Origin of the sequence: Denitromonas iodatirespirans (genome assembly GCF_018524365.1) — a bacterium.
GTDB classification, from domain to species: domain Bacteria; phylum Pseudomonadota; class Gammaproteobacteria; order Burkholderiales; family Rhodocyclaceae; genus Nitrogeniibacter; species Nitrogeniibacter iodatirespirans.
On record NZ_JAEKFT010000005.1, the window covers coordinates 238,810 to 257,244 of the forward strand.

The following is an 18,435-nucleotide window of genomic DNA, read 5'->3' on the forward strand; positions in this document are numbered from 1 at the left end:
CGCAACACTCCGGTCGTCCATGAAAAACGGCGGCCCGGTCGAAACCGGCAGCCGCCGTGTGCGTGGTGTGCAGGCCGATCAACCGAGCGCGTCAAACACCCGCGCCGTGATCGCATCGACCGAGCCCAGCCCGGAGATGACCTCGACCCGCGGGGCCGCGGCATCGCCGGTGGCCGCCCAATTGCGGTAGTAGTCGAGCAAGGGCTTGGTCTGGGCGTGATACACATCCAGACGCTTGCGCACGGTCTCTTCGCGATCGTCGTCGCGCTGGACCAGGTCTTCGCCGGTCACGTCGTCCTTGCCTTCGACCTTGGGCGGGTTGTACTTGACGTGATAGGTGCGGCCCGAGGGCAGGTGCGCCCGACGACCGCTCATGCGCTCGATGATCTCCTCATCGGGCACATCGATCTGCAACACCACGTCGACCTTGACCGCGGCATCCTTGAGCGCATCGGCCTGGGGCAGCGTGCGCGGGAAACCGTCGAACATGTAGCCGGCCTGGCAGTCCGGCTGCTGCAGGCGATCCTTGACCAGACCGATGATGATCTCGTCGGACACCAGACCGCCGGCATCCATCACCTTCTTGGCCTCGACGCCCAGCGGCGTGCCGGCCTTGACGGCGGCGCGCAGCATGTCACCGGTGGAAATCTGCGGAATGCCGAATTTTTCCTTGATGAAATTGGCCTGCGTTCCCTTGCCGGCGCCCGGCGGTCCCAGAAGAATCAATCGCATACAACCCCCTCCCTAGTAAATATGCATTCGGGGTACAGCTCCCTGCTGCACCCGGTCAGCCCGTGAAGTTACCTGCAAAGCCCAGACCGGTCAAACACTTGCCGGACACGGGCCAGATCGGCTTCGGTATCCACGCCGGCGGCCGGCGCATGATCGACGGCCATCACCTGGATCACGTCGCCATGCCACAGGGCGCGCAACTGTTCGAGCGCCTCCCATTGCTCCAGCGCACACGGCGCGAGCTGAGTGTAGCGGCGCAGAAACGACGCCCGATAGGCGTACAAACCAATGTGACGCATCACCGGCAGCCCCGCCGGCAACGTGTCGCGCTGGGTCGCCCAGGCATCGCGTGCCCAGGGAATCGGCGCGCGCGAAAAATACAGGGCGCGCCCGCGCGCGTCGCTCACCACCTTGACCACGTTGGGATTGAACATCTCCTCGGCCGACGCGATCGGATGTGCCGCGGTGGCGATCGCCGCCTCGGGCGCCGCGGCCAGCGCCTCGGCCACGCCGCGCACCAGGGTGGGCTCGATCAGCGGCTCGTCGCCCTGCACATTGACCACGATGTCGTCGTCTGCCCAGCCCAGCTGGGCCACCACTTCGGCCAGACGGTCCGTGCCGCTGGGATGGTCGGCGCGGGTCATCACCACCTGACCGCCGGCAGCGCGCACGGCATCGGCCACGCCGGCATGGTCGGTCGCCACCCAGATGTCGCGGGCGCCGGCGCTTTGCACCTGCTCCAGCACCCGCACGATCATCGGCTTGCCGGCGATGTCGGCCAGCGGCTTGCCCGGCAGGCGGCTGGAGGCAAAGCGCGCTGGAATGACCAGCCGGAAGCCGCTCAAGGCCCGCCGTCCTCGCTCAATTCCAGCGTCCGGGCCTCGTCCTCGAGCATCACCGGGATGCCGTCGCGAATCGGATAGGCCAGCCGGCATGGCCTGCAGACCAACTCCTGATCGGCCTTGCGATAGTCGAGCGGTCCCTTGCACAGGGGGCAGACCAGAATTTCAAGCAGCTTGGCGTCCATGACGGGAAAGTGTCTCCAACAGGGGCTGCAGGGCAGCGTCGGGAATCGAGGCGCGCACAGGGAAGACCCAGGTCTCGTCGGGCGCGAATGCGGCGCATTTTACCGCATCCTTCTCGGTCATAAGGATGGCTTCGCCCGGCCCGAAGGCCAGATCGGCCGGCACGAAGACATGGTGGTCGGGAAAGGCATGGGGGATGACCGTCAGTCCCATCGCCGCGAGCTGATCGAAAAAGCGTTGCGGCCGGCCGATGCCGGCGACGGCATGCACTGCCCGGCCAGCGAAATGGGACGCATCGACCCGCTCGCCAGGCTGCCCGATGCGCTCGAACTGCGCGCCGACCAGCGTCATCGGCGCCTGCGCCACGCGGCCCAGTTGCGCCGTCAAGCCCGCGGACACCGGGCCATGCGCCAACACCAGATCGGCCTGCGCGGCCCGCGCGATGCCTTCGCGCAGCGGGCCGGCCGGCAGCAACCAGCGATTGCCGAGCACGCGCTCGTCGATCACCACGATCTCGGCCGTGCGCGCCAGCGCGTAGTGCTGGAGCCCGTCGTCGCTGATGATCACGTCCACCTCGTGATGCTGCTGGCAGAGGACTTGCGCCGCCGCCGGCCGGTCGCGCCCCACCGCCACCGGGCAGCCGGTGCGCCGAGCCATCAGCAAGGGCTCGTCGCCCACCGCGTCGGCCGTGTCATCGGCGACGACGCAACGCGCCTGCGCCACCTGGCCGCCATGCCCGCGGCTGATGATGCCGGGGCGGAAGCCCTGCGCCTGCAATTGCGCGGCCAGCCAGATCACCACCGGCGTCTTGCCGCTGCCGCCCACCGCGATGTTGCCGACCACGACGACCGGCACCGGCGCCGAGCGGCGGGCGAGCAGGCCACATCGATAGGCCAGGCGGCGTACGGCCGACAACAGGGCGAAAAGCAGGGAAAGTGGGCGAAGGGCAATCGCGCGCCAACCGCGGCGCTGCCAGAACTGCGGAGCCGTGGCAGCCATGACGGCCGGGCCGGGTTCAGTCGGTGCCGCGGGTGGCGAAGGTGATCCGCGGCAGGCCCACGCGCTGCGCCGCCTGCATCACGTCCACCACGCGCTGATGCTGCGCCTTGGCGTCGGCGTTGATCACCACCAGCGGCGGCTCGGCATCGGCCGGCACGGCGCGGCCGAGGCTGGCGGCAATCGCGTCGATGTCGTGCCCGACCACCGGCACACGGTTGATCAACACGTCGCCCTCGGCAGTCACCGCGATGTTCACCTCGTTGGGCTGGGTGTCGATCACCTCGGCGCTGGCCGTGGGCAGGTTCAGCTCCAACCCAGAAAACTTGGCATAGGTGGTGGTCAGCATCAGGAAGATGATGATCACCAGCAGCACGTCGATCAGCGGGATCAGGTTGATCTCGGGCTCTTCCTGCCGGCGGTTGGTCTGGAAACGCATGGCGGGCGCCTCCTCAGGGCCGGCGTTCGCCGTGCACCACTTCGACCAGCTTGACCGCCTGCTGCTCCATGTCGAGCACGAAGCTGTTGACCAGGGCGCGGAAGTGCCGCCAGAAGATCATGGCCGGAATGGCGATGATCAGGCCGAAGCCGGTGTTGTAGAGCGCCACCGAGATGCCGTGCGCCAACTGCTGCGGATTGGCGCCACCGGGGGTTTGCGAGCCGAAGATCTCGATCATGCCGACGATGGTGCCGAACAGGCCCATCAGCGGGGCAATGGACGCGATGGTGCCCAGCGTGGTGAGGAAGCGCTCGAGATCATGCACCACGCTGCGACCGGCCTCCTCGATCGATTCCTTCATCACCTCGCGCGAGCTTTTCACGTTGCGCAGGCCGGCGGCCAGCACCTGGCCCAGCGGCGAGTGCGCGGCCACGCGCTGGATCATCTCGGCGCTCACGCCGTGGCGCCGCAGGTCGGCCACGACCTTGTCCACCAGGCCCGAGGGCACGATCCGGGAACGGCGCAGCGTGATGCTTCGCTCGATGATGAGCGCAACGGCGATGACGGATGCAAACAACAACGGCCAGATCGGCCAGCCCGCCGCCTTGATGATCTCGAACACGCGCGCATTCCCCTGCGAATCTGTCAAAGGCGGAACTGTAGCGCTGGGCGGGCGATTTCGTCCAGCACACCGACGGCCGGGCGCCCCCGGCGCCGCGCAAACCTTGATCGCACAAGGGCTTTCGCCAGACATCCACAAATTCTGTGGATAACTTTGTGGATGACAGCTGTGTGACAGCCCTAAACCCGCTACACAAAAGGGTTTTCTTTACTTAGACCCAAAATGAGGCACATAAAAAAGTCGTTTATTTTCAACCATTTGCAGCATTGCACCAACACAGGGCATGACTTTCGATAGTGCAGCGCACCAAGCCTTGACAAGCCCTCCACGGTGTGGATTGCCGATACAATCGCGCCATGGAAATTCCGCTGACGCCCCCCGACTCCCCCCCAATGACCCTATCGGTCAGTGAGTTGAACCGCCTCGCGCGCGAAACGCTGGAAACCGCGTTTCCACCGCTGTGGGTCCGCGGCGAGCTCTCGAACCTCACCCATGCCCCCTCGGGCCATGTCTATTTCACCCTCAAGGATGCCGCCGCCCAGGTGCGCTGCACCCTGTGGCGCAGCCGCGCGCAGCGGCTCGGGCTGACGCTGCGCGCAGGCATGCAGGTGGAATTGCGCGGCCAGCTCACGCTGTATGAGGCGCGCGGGGATTACCAGCTCAGCGTCGAGAGCGTGCGTGAAGCCGGCGTCGGCCATCTGTTCGACGCCTTCGTCCGGCTCAAGGCCAAGCTCGACGCCGAAGGGCTGTTCTCGGCCGAACACAAGCGCCCCGTGCCGACCTACCCGCGCGGCGTCGCCATCGTCACCAGTCCCCAGGCCGCGGCGCTCAAGGATGTCTGCGCCAGCTTCGCGCGCCGCGCGCCGCACCTGCCGCTGCTGTTGCTGCCCACCCCGGTGCAGGGCGACGGCGCCGGCGCGCGCATCGCCGCCGCCCTCGACCGGATCGCCGCCCTTGCGCCGACACGTGCGCTGGACGTGGTCCTGCTGGTGCGCGGCGGCGGCAGCATCGAAGACCTGTGGGCTTTCAACGACGAAGTCGTCGCCCGCGCCATCCGGCGCTGCCCGCTGCCGGTGATCTGCGGCGTCGGCCATGAAACCGATTTCACCATTGCCGACTTCGCCGCCGACTTGCGGGCCCCGACCCCCACCGCGGCGGCCGAGCTGGCCAGCGCCGGTTTTCATGCCGCGGCCGGCGAACTGGCGCAACTGCATGCCGGACTGCGCCGCGCTCTGCAGCGGCGCATCGACGCCGCGCACCAACGGCTCGACCGCGTTGCGGTACGCCTGACCCATCCGCGTCAGCGCCTGGCGAGCAGCCGGGAAACCCTGCGCAACCTGGAGCGCCGGCTGGCGCTCGCCATGGACCGCCATCGCCAGCGCCTGGCCCAGCAGTGCGCGCACCTGGCCGCCCGGCTTGGCGCCCGGCGTCCGGCGCCCGCCCGCTACCGGCCCGAACTGATCGCCTTGCAGGCCGCCCTGCAGCGCGGCATGGGTCGGCAGCTGGCCCAGCGCCACCAGCACCTGGACGCCCTGGCCGCCCACCTGACCCACCTCAACCCCGAAGCGGTGCTGGCGCGTGGCTACAGCATCACCCGCGACGACGGCGGCCGCATCCTGCGCGATGCCACGGCCGCGCCGGTGGGCGCTGCCATCTCCGTGCAACTGCATCGCGGTAGCATCGATGCGCAGGTCACCGCCCAGAACACGACGCCCGAGACCGACTGACCGATCTCGCGGTTGTCATGTCGGCGCAATCCCGACTAGAATTGTCGGGTTATTTGACCTCAGTCAAGGACTCAACAAGGAGAAAACGATGGAACATGTTCTGCCCCAACTGCCGTATGCCAAAGACGCCCTGGCCCCGCACATCTCCGCGGAAACCATGGAATTCCACTACGGCAAGCACCATCAGGCCTATGTCACCAACCTGAACAACCTGATCAAGGGCACCGAGTACGAAAGCCTGGATCTGGAAGCCATCGTCAAGAAAGCCCCGGCCGGCGGCGTGTTCAACAACGCTGCCCAGGTGTGGAACCACACCTTCTTCTGGAACAGCATGGCCCCCAACGGCGGCGGTGAGCCGACCGGCGCGCTGGGCGATGCCATCAAGGCCAAGTGGGGTTCGTTCGAAGACTTCGCCAAGGCCTTCACCACCTCGGCCGTGGGCAACTTCGGCTCGGGCTGGACCTGGCTGGTCAAGAAGACCGACGGCTCGGTCGACATCGTCAACACCACCGCCGCCGGCACCCCGCTGACCGGCGCCGACACCGCACTGCTCTGTATCGATGTGTGGGAACACGCCTACTACATCGACTACCGCAACCGTCGTCCGGACTTCGTCGCCACCTTCCTGAAGAGCCTGGTCAACTGGGATTTCGCCGCGAAAAACTTCGCCTGATCGATCCCCCGGCAAGTTCGAAAGGCCGCGCCCGTCGCGGCCTTTTTCATGCCCGCACCGCCCGCCGGCCGGAGCGCAATTGGTGCTATCCTGCGCCCTGCCCGGGGTAGCTGCCCGCCAAGGATCCGCCACGATGACGACTTCCTCCACCGACGCACCGAAGGTGACACCCGAGGCCCTCGAAGCGCTGCGCGCCGACATGCTGCGTTTTGCCACCTTGCAGCTGCGCGACAGCCATCTGGCCGAAGACATGGTGCAGGACACCCTGATCACCGCCCTGGCCAAGGCCGAGCAGTTCGCCGGGCGCGCCTCGGTCAAGACCTGGGTGTTCGCCATCCTGCGCAACAACGTCATCGACGCCATCAAGCTGCGTTCGCGCACCGTCAGCGCCGGCGACTACGCCGCCGAGGGCGAGAGCCTGGACAGCGCTTTCGACCATCTGTTCAAGGCCAACGAACACTGGACGCCCGCCGCCCGCCCGACCGACTGGGGCGACCCGGAAGACGCCCTGCGCGAGCAGCAGTTCTGGGCCGTCTTCGACGCCTGCCTCACCCGCCTGCCCGAGAACACCGCACGGGTCTTCATGATGCGCGAGTTCCTCGAACTCGACAGCCACGAGATCTGTACCACCTTGTCGATCAGCATGAGCAACTGCCATGTGATCCTGCACCGCGCCCGCAACGGCCTGCGCCGCTGCCTCGAGGCCAACTGGTTTTCCGGGGAGGCGCCGGCATGCTGAGCTGCAAGGAAGTGTCCTACCTGCTCTCCGAAGCCCAGGACCGCCCGCTGGGCGTGGTCGAGCGCATGCAGCTCGAACTGCATCTGGCCATGTGCAAGGGCTGCACCAACCTGCGCAAACAGATGGTTTTCCTGCGCGGCGCCATCCGGCGCTATCCGCCGGCCCGCGACGACACGCCCCACGAGCGCTGACATGTCCGGCACCACCCCGCCGGCGGACGAAACGCCGCTGGAGATCGTCTATCGCGACGATCACCTGGTCGTCATCCACAAGCCCGCCGGCCTGCTGGTCCATCGCAGCGAGCTCGACCGTCACGAAACCCGCTTTGCCGTGCAACTGCTGCGCGATCAGATCGGCCAGCATGTGTGGCCGGCGCACCGGCTCGACCGCGGCACCTCGGGGCTCTTGGTGTTCGCGCTCGATGCCGACACCGCCGGCCGGCTTGGCGCGCAGTTCGAGGCGCAGACGGTGGACAAGCGCTATGTCGCCGTGGTGCGCGGCCATCCGCCCGAATCCGGCCTCATCGACCACCCCCTGAGCCGCCAGCGCGACGCCGCCGAATGGGTCGGCGCGCACACGCGTAGCGAGCCCCAGCCGGCGCGCACCGCCTACCGGCGCCTGGCCACGGTCGAGTTGCCGATCGCCGTCGACCGCTACCCCACCAGCCGCTACGCGTTGCTCGAAGTGGCGCCCGAGACCGGCCGCAAGCACCAGATCCGCCGCCATCTCAAGCACATCGCCCATCCCATCATCGGCGATGCCACCTACGGCAAGGGCCTGCACAACCGCATGTTCGCCGCGCGTTTCGGCAGCGCCCGCCTGCTGCTGGCCTGCACCGAGTTGTGGCTCGACCATCCGCACAGCGGCGAACGCCTGCATCTGCACACACCACCGTCGGCCGATTTCATGGCCGTGCTCGATCAACTCGGCTGGCACGACGCGCTGTAAGCTTTTCGGCGGCCCGAAGGTCTGAGTCGACACACGCGGCCGCTCGATCCCCGACACCGGCCGACCCGACACCACAGGAGACGGCGCATGCTCGCCACCTTGCCCCTGCTTCGCCAGACTGCCTTCCCCGCGCTGACCCGCGCATGCATCGAAACCCTGCAGATCAACCTCGGCTACCGCTGCAACCAGCGCTGCCTGCACTGCCATGTCAATGCCGGCCCCAACCGCACCGAGGAGATGGACGCCGACACCATCGACGCCATCCTGCGCTTCGTCGATGCCAATGCCCAAGTGCGCACCCTCGATCTGACCGGCGGCGCGCCGGAGCTCAACCCCCACTTCCGCCGTCTGGTGATCTCCGCCCGCGCGCGCGGCCTGAAGGTGATCGACCGCTGCAACCTGACCATCCTGAGCGAGCCCGGCCACGAGACGCTGGCCGCCTTCCTCGCCGAACACGGCGTCGAAGTGGTCGCCTCGCTGCCCTGTTATCTCGAAGACAACGTCGATGCCCAGCGCGGCAAGGGCGTATTCGAGGCCAGCATCGCCGGCCTCAAGCAGCTCAATGCCCTGGGTTACGGCCGGCCCGACAGCAGCCTGACGCTGAACCTGGTCTACAACCCGCAGGGCGCCGCGCTGCCGCCCCCGCAGGAAAGCCTCGAAGCGGCCTACAAGACCCATCTGGGCGAGCACTTCGGCATCGTCTTCAACCAGCTGTTCACCCTGGCCAACATGCCCATCCAGCGCTTCGGCTCCACCCTCCTCTCGAAGGGCGAATTCAACCGCTACATGGACTTGCTGCAGTCCGCCCACCGCGCGGACAACCTGCCCGGCGTGATGTGCCGCAGCCAGATCAGCATCGACTGGCAAGGCAAGCTGTACGACTGCGACTTCAACCAGATGCTCGATCTGCACACCGAAGACGCCGAGGGCCGGCCGCTCACCATCCATGAGGTCAGCGCCGCCCAGCTGGAAGGCGGCCGTATCCAGGTGGCCGGCCACTGCTACGGCTGCACCGCCGGCCAGGGCTCGAGCTGCGGCGGCGCGCTGAGCTGATCGCGACATCACGACACAAGAGGGGAATCTCATGGATTTTTCCAACATCCAGGGCGTGTATTTCTGGGGCTTTCTGGTGGTCTTCGGCGTGGTGATGTACCTCGTCTCGCCGCGGGTCAAGGACGAAGGCGGCTTCTTCCGCGGCACCGACGCCAAGGGCCGGCCGGCCTCGTCATGGGCCCTGATGATGAGCATCTTCATCAGCTGGATCTTCGCCAAGTCGGTGACCAACGCCGCCAACCTCGGCGCCGCCTACGGCATCGTCGGCGGCCTGGCCTACGCCACCTACTGGCTGTCGATCCCCTTCGCCGGCTGGGTCATCTACCGGCTGCGTACCCGCGAAGGCGCCACCGGGCTGGTGCCCTTCCTGATCGGTAAATACGGCCGTTTCGCCGCCATGGCCTTCTCGGCCGCGATCCTCATCCGCCTGTACAACGAGGTGTGGAGCAACACCGCGGTGGTCGGCGGCTACTACGGCGAAACCGGCAGCTTCGGCTTCATCGCCTCGGCGCTGTTGTTCACCGCCGCCGTACTGCTCTACAGCCTCAAGGGCGGGCTGCGCAGTTCGATCTTCACCGATGTGATCCAGGCCGTGGTGTTCGTGCTCTTCCTCGCCCTGGTGCTGATCTGGATCGTGCCGACCCACGGCCCGGTGGCGCTGCTCACCGAAGGCAATTTCGCGCTCGACGCCGGCGCCGACCTGCTGCTGGTGGCGCTGCTGCAGGTGCTGTCCTACCCCTTCCACGACCCGGTGCTCACCGACCGCGGCTTCATCACCCGCGAGAAGACCATGCTGCGCGCCTTCATCGTCGCCGGGGTGCTCGGCTTCGTTGCCATCCTGGCCTTCAGCCTGGTCGGCGTGCATGCCCGGCTCGAAGGCATCGCCGCCGCCGGCAACGCCCCGGCGCAGGTGGCCAAAGGCCTCGGCCTGGCCGGTTTCTTCGCCATGGCCGTGGTGATGATCTCCTCGGCCGCCTCGACGCTGGACTCGACCTTCACCTCGCTGTCCAAATCGGTGGCCCACGAGCTGCCGCTGCTCGCCGGCAAGACGCCGGGCACCCGTGCCATCCGCAACGGCGTGGTGACCATGGCGGTGTTCGCCCTGCTCGGCAACCTGCCGATGATCGCCGGCACCGACATCCTCAAGGCCACCACGCTGTCGGGCACCATGGTGATCGGTCTGGCGCCGGTGTTCCTGCTCTCGCGCTGGGTGGGCTACTCGCCGCTATCCTTCCACCTGTCGTTCTGGACCGGCATGACGCTCGGCGTGCTGCTGGCCCTCGGCGCCCTGCCGGCCAGTTGGGCCATCGGCGGCGGCAAGTACGGGCTGCTGCTGGGCACCAACCTCTACGGGCTGGGCCTGTGCACCGCCGGCTTCCTGCTGCCGCTGGCACTCGGCCAGCGCCGCCGCACCGCCGAAGCCGCATGAGCGAGGCCGGCCGGGTCTGCCCGCTGCGCTACCGCTACGGTACGGCAGCCATCGCCGCGGCGCCGCTGCGCGAGGCCGAGACGCTGTACGTGGTCGGCGGGCTCTATGGCAACGGCCCTGCGCTCGATGCGTTGATGGCGCTGATCGCCGCCGAGCCTGGACCGGTGCGCGTGTGCTTCAACGGCGATTTCAACTGGTTCAATGCCGACGACGCCGGCTTCGCGCGCATCAACCGCGCGGTGCTGGCGCATGACGCGATCCTCGGCAACGTCGAGGCGGAGCTGGCGCCCGGCGCCGACGACGTCGGCTGCGGCTGCGCTTATCCGGAGACGGTGGACGCCGGCGTGGTCGAGCGCTCCAACCGGATCCATGCCCGCCTCAAGGCCACCGCGGCGCGCCACCCCGAGCTCGTCAGCCGGCTCGCCGCGCTGCCGATGTTCGCCTGCTACCAGGTCGGCAGCCTGCGTGTGGGCGTGGTGCACGGCGACGCGCAGGCACTGGCGGGCTGGGATTTCGATCTGGCGCAGGTCGACCAGCCCGACCATGCGCCAGCGCTCGCCGAGGCCTTCGCCGCCGCCGAGGTCGATGTCTTCGCCAGCACCCACACCTGCCTGCCGGTGTGCCGCCAGTGGTCGTGGGGCGTGCTGATCAACAACGGCGCGGCCGGCATGCCGAACCTGCGCGACACGCATCACGGCATCGTCACCCGCATCGGTAGGCGACCGGGGCCGCACGAGGCGCTGTATGGCGTCGAACGGGCCGGGCAGCGCATCGAGGCGCTGGCGCTGGTGTACGACCACGCGGCGTGGATGGCCGATTTCCTGGCCAACTGGCCGCCCGGCAGCCCGGCCCACGCGTCCTACTTCGCGCGCATCGCGCACGGCCCCGCGCTCGATCTGGCCCAGGCGGCGCCGCGCTGAAGGCGTCAACGACAACGGCCGGGGATCACGCCCCGGCCGTTGCCAACTGCGAATCGCCGCTCAGGCGCGACGGCGCAGGCGATACCCCAGGCCGGCGAGGCCAACCAGCATCATCGCCCAGGTCTCGGGCTCCGGCACCGGTGTGAGCACGAACAGACGCGAGTTCGGCGTGCCGGAATCCTCGGCCACCAGGTAGATGCGGCCGAGTTCATCCACCGTGACGCCCTCGATGGCCTGGCTCGTCACACCCGACAAATCGAAGCTGCTCAGCGTATTGCCGGCACGATCGATCTCCAGCAGCGTCTGCGAGCCGAGGCTGAGCACCAGCAAGTTGTCGGCCGCCGCCGTGCCGGCCAGCGCATCGATGGGCGAGAGCGTCTGCACGTCGGACAGGCTGCTCAGACCAAGCTGGTTGGCGTCGAACAGCGGCGTCATGGTCGAGATGCCGCCGCCGGCAGCGAAGCTCAGGGTGCCGGCGCGCACTTCCATCGGGCTATCCTGCTTGACCGACACGAAGCTGCCGTCACGCGGGTCATAGCTGATGCCCTCGATGCCGTTGTTGGCGTAGGCATAGTCGGAGATCGAGGCCCACGGCGCGTCGGCCAGCGACACGCTGCCGCCGGCCACGTAGTTGAAACGGAAGGCGTCCTGCAATCGCTCCTCGGCCACCACCAGCACGCCGCCGCCGAGGTAGGTCAGGCCTTCGGCGTCGTTATGGCGGGTCGCCGCCGGCCAGCCGCTGAAGCTCATCGACGACAGGGTCTGGCCGGTCAACGAGACCTCGACCACGCCTCCGCCTTCGTCACCGACGAAGAACAGCGAGTTGCGGTCGCGCGCATAGGTGACGGCCGAGGCCTCCAGGCCCAGCGTCCCGTGCGTGTCGAGAGCGTAGTTGCCGGTGACGGTGTAGGACGACAGATCGATCGAGTTCGCCGCATGGGCGGCCGAACCCGCAAGCGCCGCCAGGGCGACGAGACAGTGCATGAGTTTCATGATGTCGCGCCTCCGGTCAGCGCGCGCGGCGACGGGCAATGCCGCCAACCAGCGCCAGGCCGGCCAGCATCATGGCGTAGGTCTCGGGCTCGGGCACCGGCGCCGCCACGTAGAAGCCCGGGTTGCCGATATCGCCGCTGGCCGCCGCGTAGGAGCCGAAGCCGTCGCCCACCGTGGCCAGCGCCCAGTTGGCGGTCACGGTGTTGCCGGCCAGATCGGCGGCGCTCAAGGGATTGCCGCTGGCGTTCTGGGTGCGCACGGTGCCGGGGAAGACCTGGTCGCCATAGGTGAGCCGGTCGATCAGGCTGCCGCCGGCGTCGAACAGGTTGATCTCGTCGCCACGGCCGATGTTGTTGGTGTAGCCGCCGAGCACTTTCACATTCGCCGCCAGCGACCAGTCGGCGCGAAAATCCGCCGCCGCGCTCTCGGTGATGATCACCGATTCGCCCACGGCCACGAGCCCGAAGCCGGAGAGATCGAACACGCCGGCCTGGCGACTGTCGTCATCGAAGCTCCAGCCGGTGAGATCCATCGCCATGTCGCCCATGTTGGTGAACTCGACGAATTCGCCGCCGTTGCCGCTGTACATCCATTCGGTGATCTGGATATCCGCCGCCGAAAACGCGGACCCCGACATCATCATGGCCACACCGAAACCGCAAAGTGCCTTTTTCATCTGACTGACCTCGTTCATGTTTTTCGGGCCACGCCGACACACCCGCGTCGGTCGTGGATGGCGCCATGCTAGCGGCGGCAGATGACGATTCGACGACAGGCGGAGGCGCCCTTCGGCATCGCCCCGGCATCCGGCGGCGCCAGCCCGCCCGCCTTGCCGACCCGCCTCGGTACGTCAATCGGCATTCCAGTCGCAGAATTGCACAATGCAAACAATTCGCATTATCATGCGCATTCTTGATCTCGGACATTGATTTACCCCACGCCGACCGCCCCCGGATCGTCTCGCCATGCCTGTGACCACCGACATCGCCGCCCACCCAGGACTCGCCCTGACACCGGTCGCCGCGATGTCAGCCGCTTTGCGGCCCCCCCCTCGGCGGGCCGCGCAGCACATGGCACGGCACCGCTGCCGGCACCCGGAAAACCATCACACCACCGACCATCGCAGCCCCCCGCCGCGCCGGATTCGGTAGCCCTGACCCGCGATGCGGCCTCGACCGCCTCCGCCCCCTTGTCACCGTCCTCCTAGGAGCCTCTTTCATGCGCCTGACCGCACTCGCCGCCCTCTTCTCTGCCACGCTCTCATGCACCGCCCTCGCCGCGCCGGCCACGCCTGCGCAAGTGCTCAAGCACTATGGCGAACTGGTGCACGCCAGCTACGCCGACACGCTCGACGGTGCCCGCAAGCTGCAGGCAGCGGTCGACGCCTTTGTCGCCGCGCCGAGCCAGGACGGGCTGCTCGCCGCCCGCAAGGCCTGGCTCGCCGCCCGCGAACAGTACGGCCAGACCGAAGCCTTCCGCTTCTACGGCGGCCCGATCGACGGCACCGATGGCCCCGAGGGGCGCATCAACGCCTGGCCGATGGATGAGGCCTATGTGGACGGCGTGGCCAACGCGCCCACGGCCGGCATCATCAACAAACCCGAGGTGGCCATCACCGCCGACGCGCTGTCGGCGCTGAACGAAAAGGACGGCGAAGAGAACATCTCCACCGGCTGGCACGCCATCGAGTTCCTGCTGTGGGGCCAGGATCTGAGCGCCGACGGGCCGGGCCAGCGCAGCGTTGAAGATTTCGTCGATGGCAAGGCGGCCAACGCCGACCGCCGCCGGCACTACCTCAAGGTGGTCACCGATCTGCTGGTCGCTGACCTCGCCGGCCTCGAGCAGGCCTGGGCGCCGGGCCAGAAGAATTTCCGCGCCCGCTTCGTCGCCGACACCGGCAGCCTGGCCAAGATCGTCTCGGCCATCGGCATCCTCAGCCGCGGCGAGTTGGCCGGCGAGCGCATCGAGGTGGCCCTCGACTCGCAAAGCCAGGAAGACGAGCACTCCTGCTTCTCCGACAACACCCATCGCGACATCGTGGCCAACGCCAAAGGCATCCAGAACGTATGGCGCGGGCAGTATGTGCGCGCCGACGGCAGCACGCTGGGCGGCCCCGGCATACGCGACCTGGTCGCCGCGCGCGATGCGGCCGTCGCCAAGAAGGTGGATCAGCAGATCGCCGCCTCGGTGAGCGCGGCCGAAGCCATCCCGGCGCCTTTCGATCAGGCGATCCTCGCCGGCAGCGCCGGTCGCGGCAAGGTCGAAGCCACCGTCGTCGCCCTCAAGAGCCAGACCGAGGGCCTGGTCGAAGCCGCCCGTGCGCTCGGCATCAAGCGACTGAACACTGCCCTGCCGGAGTAAGCACCTCCGGAACAGCCAGCCAAGCGGTGCGCCCCGTCGGCGCACCGCTCCCGCAACCCGCGAGCCAATCCATGACCCCGTTCTTCAAACCCCTGGCCTTCGGCCTGCTCATCGCCGGCAGCGCCGCCCTCGTGGCCACCGCCGCCGACGGCACCGATCCGGCCAACGCCCTGCCCGGCGGCGACACCACCACGCCCGACCACGGTCGCAACGCCTTCTCCAACCCCGCAGCCAATCTCGACGTCGATCGGCAGACGCCCTTCTTCATCGGCAACTCCTTCTTCAAGAAGAACTGGGTCGCCGCGCCGGCCTCGACCACCGGCCGCGACGGCCTCGGCCCGCACTTCATCGCCCGCGCCTGTGCCAGCTGCCACCTGCTCGACGGACGCGGCGCACCGCCGCCGGCGCCCGAGGGCGTCAATACCGAGCAGCCGGTCGGCCTCTTGCTGCGCCTGTCGATCCCCGGCGATGGCGGCCGCGCCGGCGTGGTGCCGGAGCCGACCTATGGCGGGCAGTTCAACAACCAGGCGGTCGACACCGTCCAGCCCGAGGGCCGGGTCACCATCCGCTACACCGAGCAGCCGGGGCGCTTCGCCGACGGCACGCCCTACAGCCTGCGCAAGCCCAGCTACGAGATGACCGATCTGGCCTATGGCCCGCTGCATCCGGACACCCGCGTCTCGCCGCGGGTCGCCCCGCAAGTGATCGGGCTGGGCCTGCTCGAAGCGATCCCGGAGGCCGATCTGCGCGCCATCGCCGAGCGCCAGGCACGCAAGGGCGCCGGCATCTCCGGCCGCCCCAACCGGGTGTGGGACGCCGTGCGCCAGGATTGGGTCATCGGCCGCTTCGGCTGGAAGGCCAATGTCGGCACCGTCGCCCACCAGACCGCCGGCGCATTCAACGGCGATATCGGCGTCACCTCGCCACTCTTCCCCCACGAAGAATGCATGGCCGCGCAGGCCGACTGCCAGGCCCGCCAGCAGCAAGAGTCGCAGTGGCGACAGGGGCGCGGCGAACCGGCCACCGACATCGACGCACGCGCGCTCGAACGCACCATCTACTACACCACCACGCTGGCCGTGCCCTCACGTCGCCAGCCCGACGCCCCCGAGGTGCGACATGGCGAGGCGCTGTTCCATGCCGCCCAGTGCGCCAGCTGCCATGTGCCGCGCCATGTCACGGGCAAGCTCGAAGGTTTCCCCGAGCTGTCGGGCCAGACCATCACGCCCTACACCGACCTGCTGCTCCACGACATGGGCGAGGGCTTGGCCGACAACCGCAGCGATTTCGCCGCCGATGGCCGCGAATGGCGCACGCCGCCGCTGTGGGGCATCGGGCTGATCCCGACGGTCAATGGCCACAGCATGCTGCTGCACGACGGGCGTGCCCGCAACATCCTCGAAGCCATCCTGTGGCACGGCGGCGAGGCTGAGGGCGCGCGAGCGCAGGTGCTGCGCATGTCGCGCGCCGAGCGCGACGCGCTGGTGCGTTTCGTGGGCTCGCTCTGACATGCGTTCGACACGGATCGCCCTGCTCGCGGCTGTACTGATCGGCACGGCCCCTGTTGGCGCCGCCCCCAGCGCGGCGGACACCGCCACCCGCATCGCCGCGCCCATTCTTGCGCCGGCGCAGTGGCTCGCCTCGCTCGGCGAGCAACGCCTGGCGCCCGGCTATGCGGCGCTCGCCGCCCAGGCCGGGCAACTCAAGGCGCGTATCGATGCCTATTGCCAGGCGCCCGACGCGGCCGGTCTGGCAGCGGCACGGACGGCCTGGCGTACCGCCCACACGCGTCTGCGCGCCCTCACCCCGCTGCCCTTCGGCCCGGCGCTCGACACCCGCATCCTGCGGCGCATCGACTTCTGGCCGACACGGCCGCCGCAGATCGAAGCGGCCATCGCGCAGTATGCAAATTCTCCGGGCGACACCGCCCGCATCGGCCTGAGCGCGCGCGGTTTGCCCGCGCTCGAATACCTGCTGTTCGGCGACGCGCCCCTCGCCGACGCCAAGCGCTGTGCCTACGCCCGCTGGATGGCCGCCGATCTGGATGAGGCGCTCGCCCCGCTGCCGGCAGCCTGGCGCAACTGGCTGGCAAGCTTGCCGACGGACGACGACGCCGATGAGGGCCCGCGGCTGACCGATGGCGTGAACATCCTGATCGGCAGCGTCGAAACCCTGCGCCTCAAATACCTCGACAAAGCCCTCGGCGAAGGCCGCCGCGCCGAATTCGACGCCTGGCGCAGTGCCAACACACGCGCAGGGCTGACCCGCTACTGGCAATCGCTGCGCGCCGGGCTGCTCGGCGACGGCGAGACGCGGGGCCTGTCGGACGTCATGCTCGGCCGCGGCCTGATCCGCCTGACCGCCGCGCTCGAAACGCGCTGCGCGGCGGTGGACCAGGCCATCGACACCCTGCCGGACCCGCTCGATCGTGAGGCTGCTGTGCCCGCCGTCACATCGCTGATCGAGGCCCTCGGCCGCCTGCAGCGCCTGCTGGCCGAAGACATTGCCGACGCGCTGCGGGTCTCGGTGGGCTTTGGAGAAAGCGATGGCGATTGACCACACCCGCCGGCGCCTGCTCGCCGCCCTGCCCGCCGGGGTCGTGCTTGCCCACCCCCGTCTCGCCGCGGCCGTGCCGGCGCCCGCTCACGCGGCACTGCTCACCTGCTGGGCCGACCACCCCACCCGGCCGCGCCACTTTTTCGCCGGCCTCAGCCAGGCGATGAGCACCGCGCTGGCGCTGCCCGCGCGCGGGCACGACGTGTTCTGGCATCCGGCCAACGACGGCAGCGCCATCGTCGTGGCGCGGCGTCCGGGCCGCTTCCTGGTGCGCTGGGATGTCGCCAGCGGCAAGACGCTGGCCCGTTTCGACACCGGCGATGCGCTCGACGACATCCGCCTCGAAGGGCATTTCGCCTTCAGCGCCGATGGCCGGCGGCTGTATGCGACCGAATCCGACCTCATCACCGGGCGCGGCCATGTCGGCGTCTACGACACCGACAGCCTGGCCCGCCTGGGTCGCCATGACGCCGCCGGCATCGGCCCGCATGCCATCAAGCGCTTGGCCGAGGGCACGCTGGCCGTGGCGATCGGCGGCGTGCTGACCCTGCCCGAGACCGGGCGCGTCAAGCGCAACCTCGACCGCATGGATCCGTCGCTGGTGATCCTCGACCCGGCATCCGGGCAGATCCTCCGCCAGCTGCGCCTGCCCGACCCCTGGATGAGCGTGCGCCACGCGGCCCAGGCGGCGGACGGCGCGATCGGCGTCGCCCTGCAGAACGAAGGCGGCCCCGACCGGCCATTGCTGGCGCGGGTACAGGGCGAGGCGCTGGTCTATGCCGAGGCAGACGCGGCCACGCGCGCGCGTTGCGGCGGCTATGCCGGCGACGTCATGGCCATCGACGGGCACTTCGCGCTCAGCGCGTCGACCGCCGGCGTCACCGCACTGTGGACCACCGGCGGCCGCCATGTCGGTACGCTCGACACGCCGCGCGTGTGCGCCCTCACCCGTGCCGGCAGGCAACTCGTGGCCACCGGCGACGGCGGCGACGTGTGGACCATCGACCCGCAGGGCCCGCGCATCGTCAGTCACAGCCGGTATCCGGTCGCGCTCGACAACCACGCGGCGCGCCCACTGGCCGTGGGCTGAGCACAATCGGGATAGGGGCGGTCAGGTATTCTGACCGATCCCCTCCCACACCACCCGGCATGCGGGTCCGCACCGGGCGGTTCGAGCAGTTGAGGTCATGAGAGCCGAGGTACGCCGAGCCGGTCGAAGTAG

Annotated in this window: 20 protein-coding genes; 12 read left to right on the forward strand and 8 right to left on the reverse strand. The window is 68.7% G+C overall.

Annotation, left to right across the window (positions count from 1 at the left end):
- Positions 1 to 78: 78 nt before the first annotated feature.
- The 6 genes from adk to I8J34_RS06710 all read right to left on the reverse strand — a co-directional run bounded on the left by adk (position 79) and on the right by I8J34_RS06710 (position 3,814).
- Positions 79 to 732 carry an adenylate kinase gene (adk, locus tag I8J34_RS06685; protein ID WP_214360611.1) on the reverse strand — a complete coding sequence of 218 codons (654 nt, stop codon included), beginning with the start codon at positions 730 to 732 and terminating at the stop codon, positions 79 to 81.
- Positions 733 to 800: 68 nt separating this feature from the next.
- Complete coding sequence (kdsB, locus tag I8J34_RS06690; protein WP_214360612.1) at positions 801 to 1,577, reverse strand: 3-deoxy-manno-octulosonate cytidylyltransferase; 777 nt, start codon at positions 1,575 to 1,577, stop codon at positions 801 to 803.
- Positions 1,574 to 1,759, reverse strand: a complete 186-nt coding sequence (locus tag I8J34_RS06695) for a Trm112 family protein (RefSeq protein ID WP_214360613.1) — start codon at positions 1,757 to 1,759, stop codon at positions 1,574 to 1,576. Before I8J34_RS06695 ends, kdsB begins: the two co-directional genes overlap by 4 nt.
- Positions 1,740 to 2,756: a tetraacyldisaccharide 4'-kinase gene (lpxK, locus tag I8J34_RS06700; protein ID WP_214360614.1), complete on the reverse strand. Its 1,017-nt coding sequence runs from the start codon at positions 2,754 to 2,756 to the stop codon at positions 1,740 to 1,742. The genes I8J34_RS06695 and lpxK overlap by 20 nt, the downstream gene beginning before the upstream one ends.
- A 16-nt stretch (positions 2,757 to 2,772) precedes the next feature.
- Positions 2,773 to 3,192, reverse strand: coding sequence for an ExbD/TolR family protein (locus I8J34_RS06705; RefSeq protein WP_214360615.1), 420 nt, complete (start codon positions 3,190 to 3,192; stop codon positions 2,773 to 2,775).
- Between the two features lie 13 nt (positions 3,193 to 3,205).
- Positions 3,206 to 3,814, reverse strand: coding sequence for a MotA/TolQ/ExbB proton channel family protein (locus I8J34_RS06710; protein ID WP_214360616.1), 609 nt, complete (start codon positions 3,812 to 3,814; stop codon positions 3,206 to 3,208).
- Between the two features lie 356 nt (positions 3,815 to 4,170).
- Here I8J34_RS06710 and xseA point away from each other — a divergent pair, with 356 nt between their 5' ends.
- The 8 genes from xseA to I8J34_RS06750 all read left to right on the forward strand — a co-directional run bounded on the left by xseA (position 4,171) and on the right by I8J34_RS06750 (position 11,303).
- A complete protein-coding gene (gene xseA, locus I8J34_RS06715; RefSeq protein ID WP_214360617.1) occupies positions 4,171 to 5,541 on the forward strand; it encodes an exodeoxyribonuclease VII large subunit in 1,371 nt (456 codons plus the stop codon).
- Positions 5,542 to 5,629: 88 nt separating this feature from the next.
- Entirely contained in the window at positions 5,630 to 6,214 is a 585-nt protein-coding gene (locus I8J34_RS06720) for a superoxide dismutase (RefSeq protein WP_214360618.1), read from the forward strand.
- Positions 6,215 to 6,347: 133 nt separating this feature from the next.
- On the forward strand, positions 6,348 to 6,953 hold the full coding sequence (locus I8J34_RS06725; RefSeq protein WP_214360619.1) for a sigma-70 family RNA polymerase sigma factor: 606 nt from the start codon (positions 6,348 to 6,350) through the stop codon (positions 6,951 to 6,953).
- On the forward strand, positions 6,947 to 7,144 hold the full coding sequence (locus I8J34_RS06730) for a zf-HC2 domain-containing protein (protein ID WP_214360620.1): 198 nt from the start codon (positions 6,947 to 6,949) through the stop codon (positions 7,142 to 7,144). The genes I8J34_RS06725 and I8J34_RS06730 overlap by 7 nt, the downstream gene beginning before the upstream one ends.
- Position 7,145: 1 nt before the next feature.
- Positions 7,146 to 7,901 (forward strand): pseudouridine synthase, encoded by a 756-nt coding sequence (locus tag I8J34_RS06735; protein ID WP_214360621.1) that lies wholly within the window; start codon positions 7,146 to 7,148, stop codon positions 7,899 to 7,901.
- An 87-nt stretch (positions 7,902 to 7,988) separates the two neighbouring features.
- Entirely contained in the window at positions 7,989 to 8,954 is a 966-nt protein-coding gene (gene arsS / locus I8J34_RS06740; RefSeq protein ID WP_214360622.1) for an arsenosugar biosynthesis radical SAM (seleno)protein ArsS, read from the forward strand.
- Positions 8,955 to 8,985: 31 nt separating this feature from the next.
- On the forward strand, positions 8,986 to 10,383 hold the full coding sequence (locus tag I8J34_RS06745) for a sodium:solute symporter family transporter (protein WP_214360623.1): 1,398 nt from the start codon (positions 8,986 to 8,988) through the stop codon (positions 10,381 to 10,383).
- Positions 10,380 to 11,303, forward strand: a complete 924-nt coding sequence (locus I8J34_RS06750; protein ID WP_214360624.1) for a hypothetical protein — start codon at positions 10,380 to 10,382, stop codon at positions 11,301 to 11,303. The genes I8J34_RS06745 and I8J34_RS06750 overlap by 4 nt, the downstream gene beginning before the upstream one ends.
- Positions 11,304 to 11,363: 60 nt before the next feature.
- On the opposite strand, the gene I8J34_RS06755 is transcribed toward I8J34_RS06750, so the two are convergent.
- Both I8J34_RS06755 and I8J34_RS06760 read right to left on the reverse strand, forming a co-directional pair.
- Positions 11,364 to 12,296 carry an SdiA-regulated domain-containing protein gene (locus I8J34_RS06755; protein ID WP_214360625.1) on the reverse strand — a complete coding sequence of 311 codons (933 nt, stop codon included), beginning with the start codon at positions 12,294 to 12,296 and terminating at the stop codon, positions 11,364 to 11,366.
- A gap of 16 nt (positions 12,297 to 12,312) precedes the next feature.
- Positions 12,313 to 12,972, reverse strand: a complete 660-nt coding sequence (locus I8J34_RS06760) for a lamin tail domain-containing protein (protein ID WP_214360626.1) — start codon at positions 12,970 to 12,972, stop codon at positions 12,313 to 12,315.
- A 542-nt stretch (positions 12,973 to 13,514) separates the two neighbouring features.
- Here I8J34_RS06760 and I8J34_RS06765 point away from each other — a divergent pair.
- From I8J34_RS06765 to I8J34_RS06780, 4 genes are all read left to right on the forward strand, one after another.
- Entirely contained in the window at positions 13,515 to 14,657 is a 1,143-nt protein-coding gene (locus tag I8J34_RS06765) for an imelysin family protein (protein WP_214360627.1), read from the forward strand.
- Positions 14,658 to 14,728: 71 nt separating this feature from the next.
- The gene (locus I8J34_RS06770) at positions 14,729 to 16,165 is read left to right on the forward strand and encodes a di-heme oxidoreductase family protein (RefSeq protein ID WP_214360628.1); all 1,437 of its coding nucleotides are present in this window, start codon (positions 14,729 to 14,731) and stop codon (positions 16,163 to 16,165) included.
- A 1-nt stretch (position 16,166) separates the two neighbouring features.
- A complete protein-coding gene (locus I8J34_RS06775; protein WP_214360629.1) occupies positions 16,167 to 17,213 on the forward strand; it encodes an imelysin family protein in 1,047 nt (348 codons plus the stop codon).
- The gene (locus I8J34_RS06780) at positions 17,203 to 18,303 is read left to right on the forward strand and encodes a DUF1513 domain-containing protein (RefSeq protein WP_214360630.1); all 1,101 of its coding nucleotides are present in this window, start codon (positions 17,203 to 17,205) and stop codon (positions 18,301 to 18,303) included. Before I8J34_RS06775 ends, I8J34_RS06780 begins: the two co-directional genes overlap by 11 nt.
- Positions 18,304 to 18,435 lie beyond the last annotated feature (132 nt).

Coding starts and splice junctions, on each gene's coding strand:
- I8J34_RS06770 (WP_214360628.1), top strand. CDS start 14,729: ATGACCCCGTTCTTCAAACCCCTGGCCTTCGGCCTGCTCATCGCCGGC.
- I8J34_RS06760 (WP_214360626.1), bottom strand. CDS start 12,972: ATGAAAAAGGCACTTTGCGGTTTCGGTGTGGCCATGATGATGTCGGGG.
- I8J34_RS06720 (WP_214360618.1), top strand. CDS start 5,630: ATGGAACATGTTCTGCCCCAACTGCCGTATGCCAAAGACGCCCTGGCC.
- I8J34_RS06765 (WP_214360627.1), top strand. CDS start 13,515: ATGCGCCTGACCGCACTCGCCGCCCTCTTCTCTGCCACGCTCTCATGC.
- I8J34_RS06780 (WP_214360630.1), top strand. CDS start 17,203: ATGGCGATTGACCACACCCGCCGGCGCCTGCTCGCCGCCCTGCCCGCC.
- I8J34_RS06750 (WP_214360624.1), top strand. CDS start 10,380: ATGAGCGAGGCCGGCCGGGTCTGCCCGCTGCGCTACCGCTACGGTACG.
- lpxK (WP_214360614.1), bottom strand. CDS start 2,756: ATGGCTGCCACGGCTCCGCAGTTCTGGCAGCGCCGCGGTTGGCGCGCG.
- I8J34_RS06735 (WP_214360621.1), top strand. CDS start 7,146: ATGTCCGGCACCACCCCGCCGGCGGACGAAACGCCGCTGGAGATCGTC.
- I8J34_RS06730 (WP_214360620.1), top strand. CDS start 6,947: ATGCTGAGCTGCAAGGAAGTGTCCTACCTGCTCTCCGAAGCCCAGGAC.
- xseA (WP_214360617.1), top strand. CDS start 4,171: ATGGAAATTCCGCTGACGCCCCCCGACTCCCCCCCAATGACCCTATCG.
- I8J34_RS06775 (WP_214360629.1), top strand. CDS start 16,167: ATGCGTTCGACACGGATCGCCCTGCTCGCGGCTGTACTGATCGGCACG.
- I8J34_RS06725 (WP_214360619.1), top strand. CDS start 6,348: ATGACGACTTCCTCCACCGACGCACCGAAGGTGACACCCGAGGCCCTC.
- I8J34_RS06755 (WP_214360625.1), bottom strand. CDS start 12,296: ATGAAACTCATGCACTGTCTCGTCGCCCTGGCGGCGCTTGCGGGTTCG.
- arsS (WP_214360622.1), top strand. CDS start 7,989: ATGCTCGCCACCTTGCCCCTGCTTCGCCAGACTGCCTTCCCCGCGCTG.
- I8J34_RS06745 (WP_214360623.1), top strand. CDS start 8,986: ATGGATTTTTCCAACATCCAGGGCGTGTATTTCTGGGGCTTTCTGGTG.
- adk (WP_214360611.1), bottom strand. CDS start 732: ATGCGATTGATTCTTCTGGGACCGCCGGGCGCCGGCAAGGGAACGCAG.
- I8J34_RS06705 (WP_214360615.1), bottom strand. CDS start 3,192: ATGCGTTTCCAGACCAACCGCCGGCAGGAAGAGCCCGAGATCAACCTG.
- I8J34_RS06695 (WP_214360613.1), bottom strand. CDS start 1,759: ATGGACGCCAAGCTGCTTGAAATTCTGGTCTGCCCCCTGTGCAAGGGA.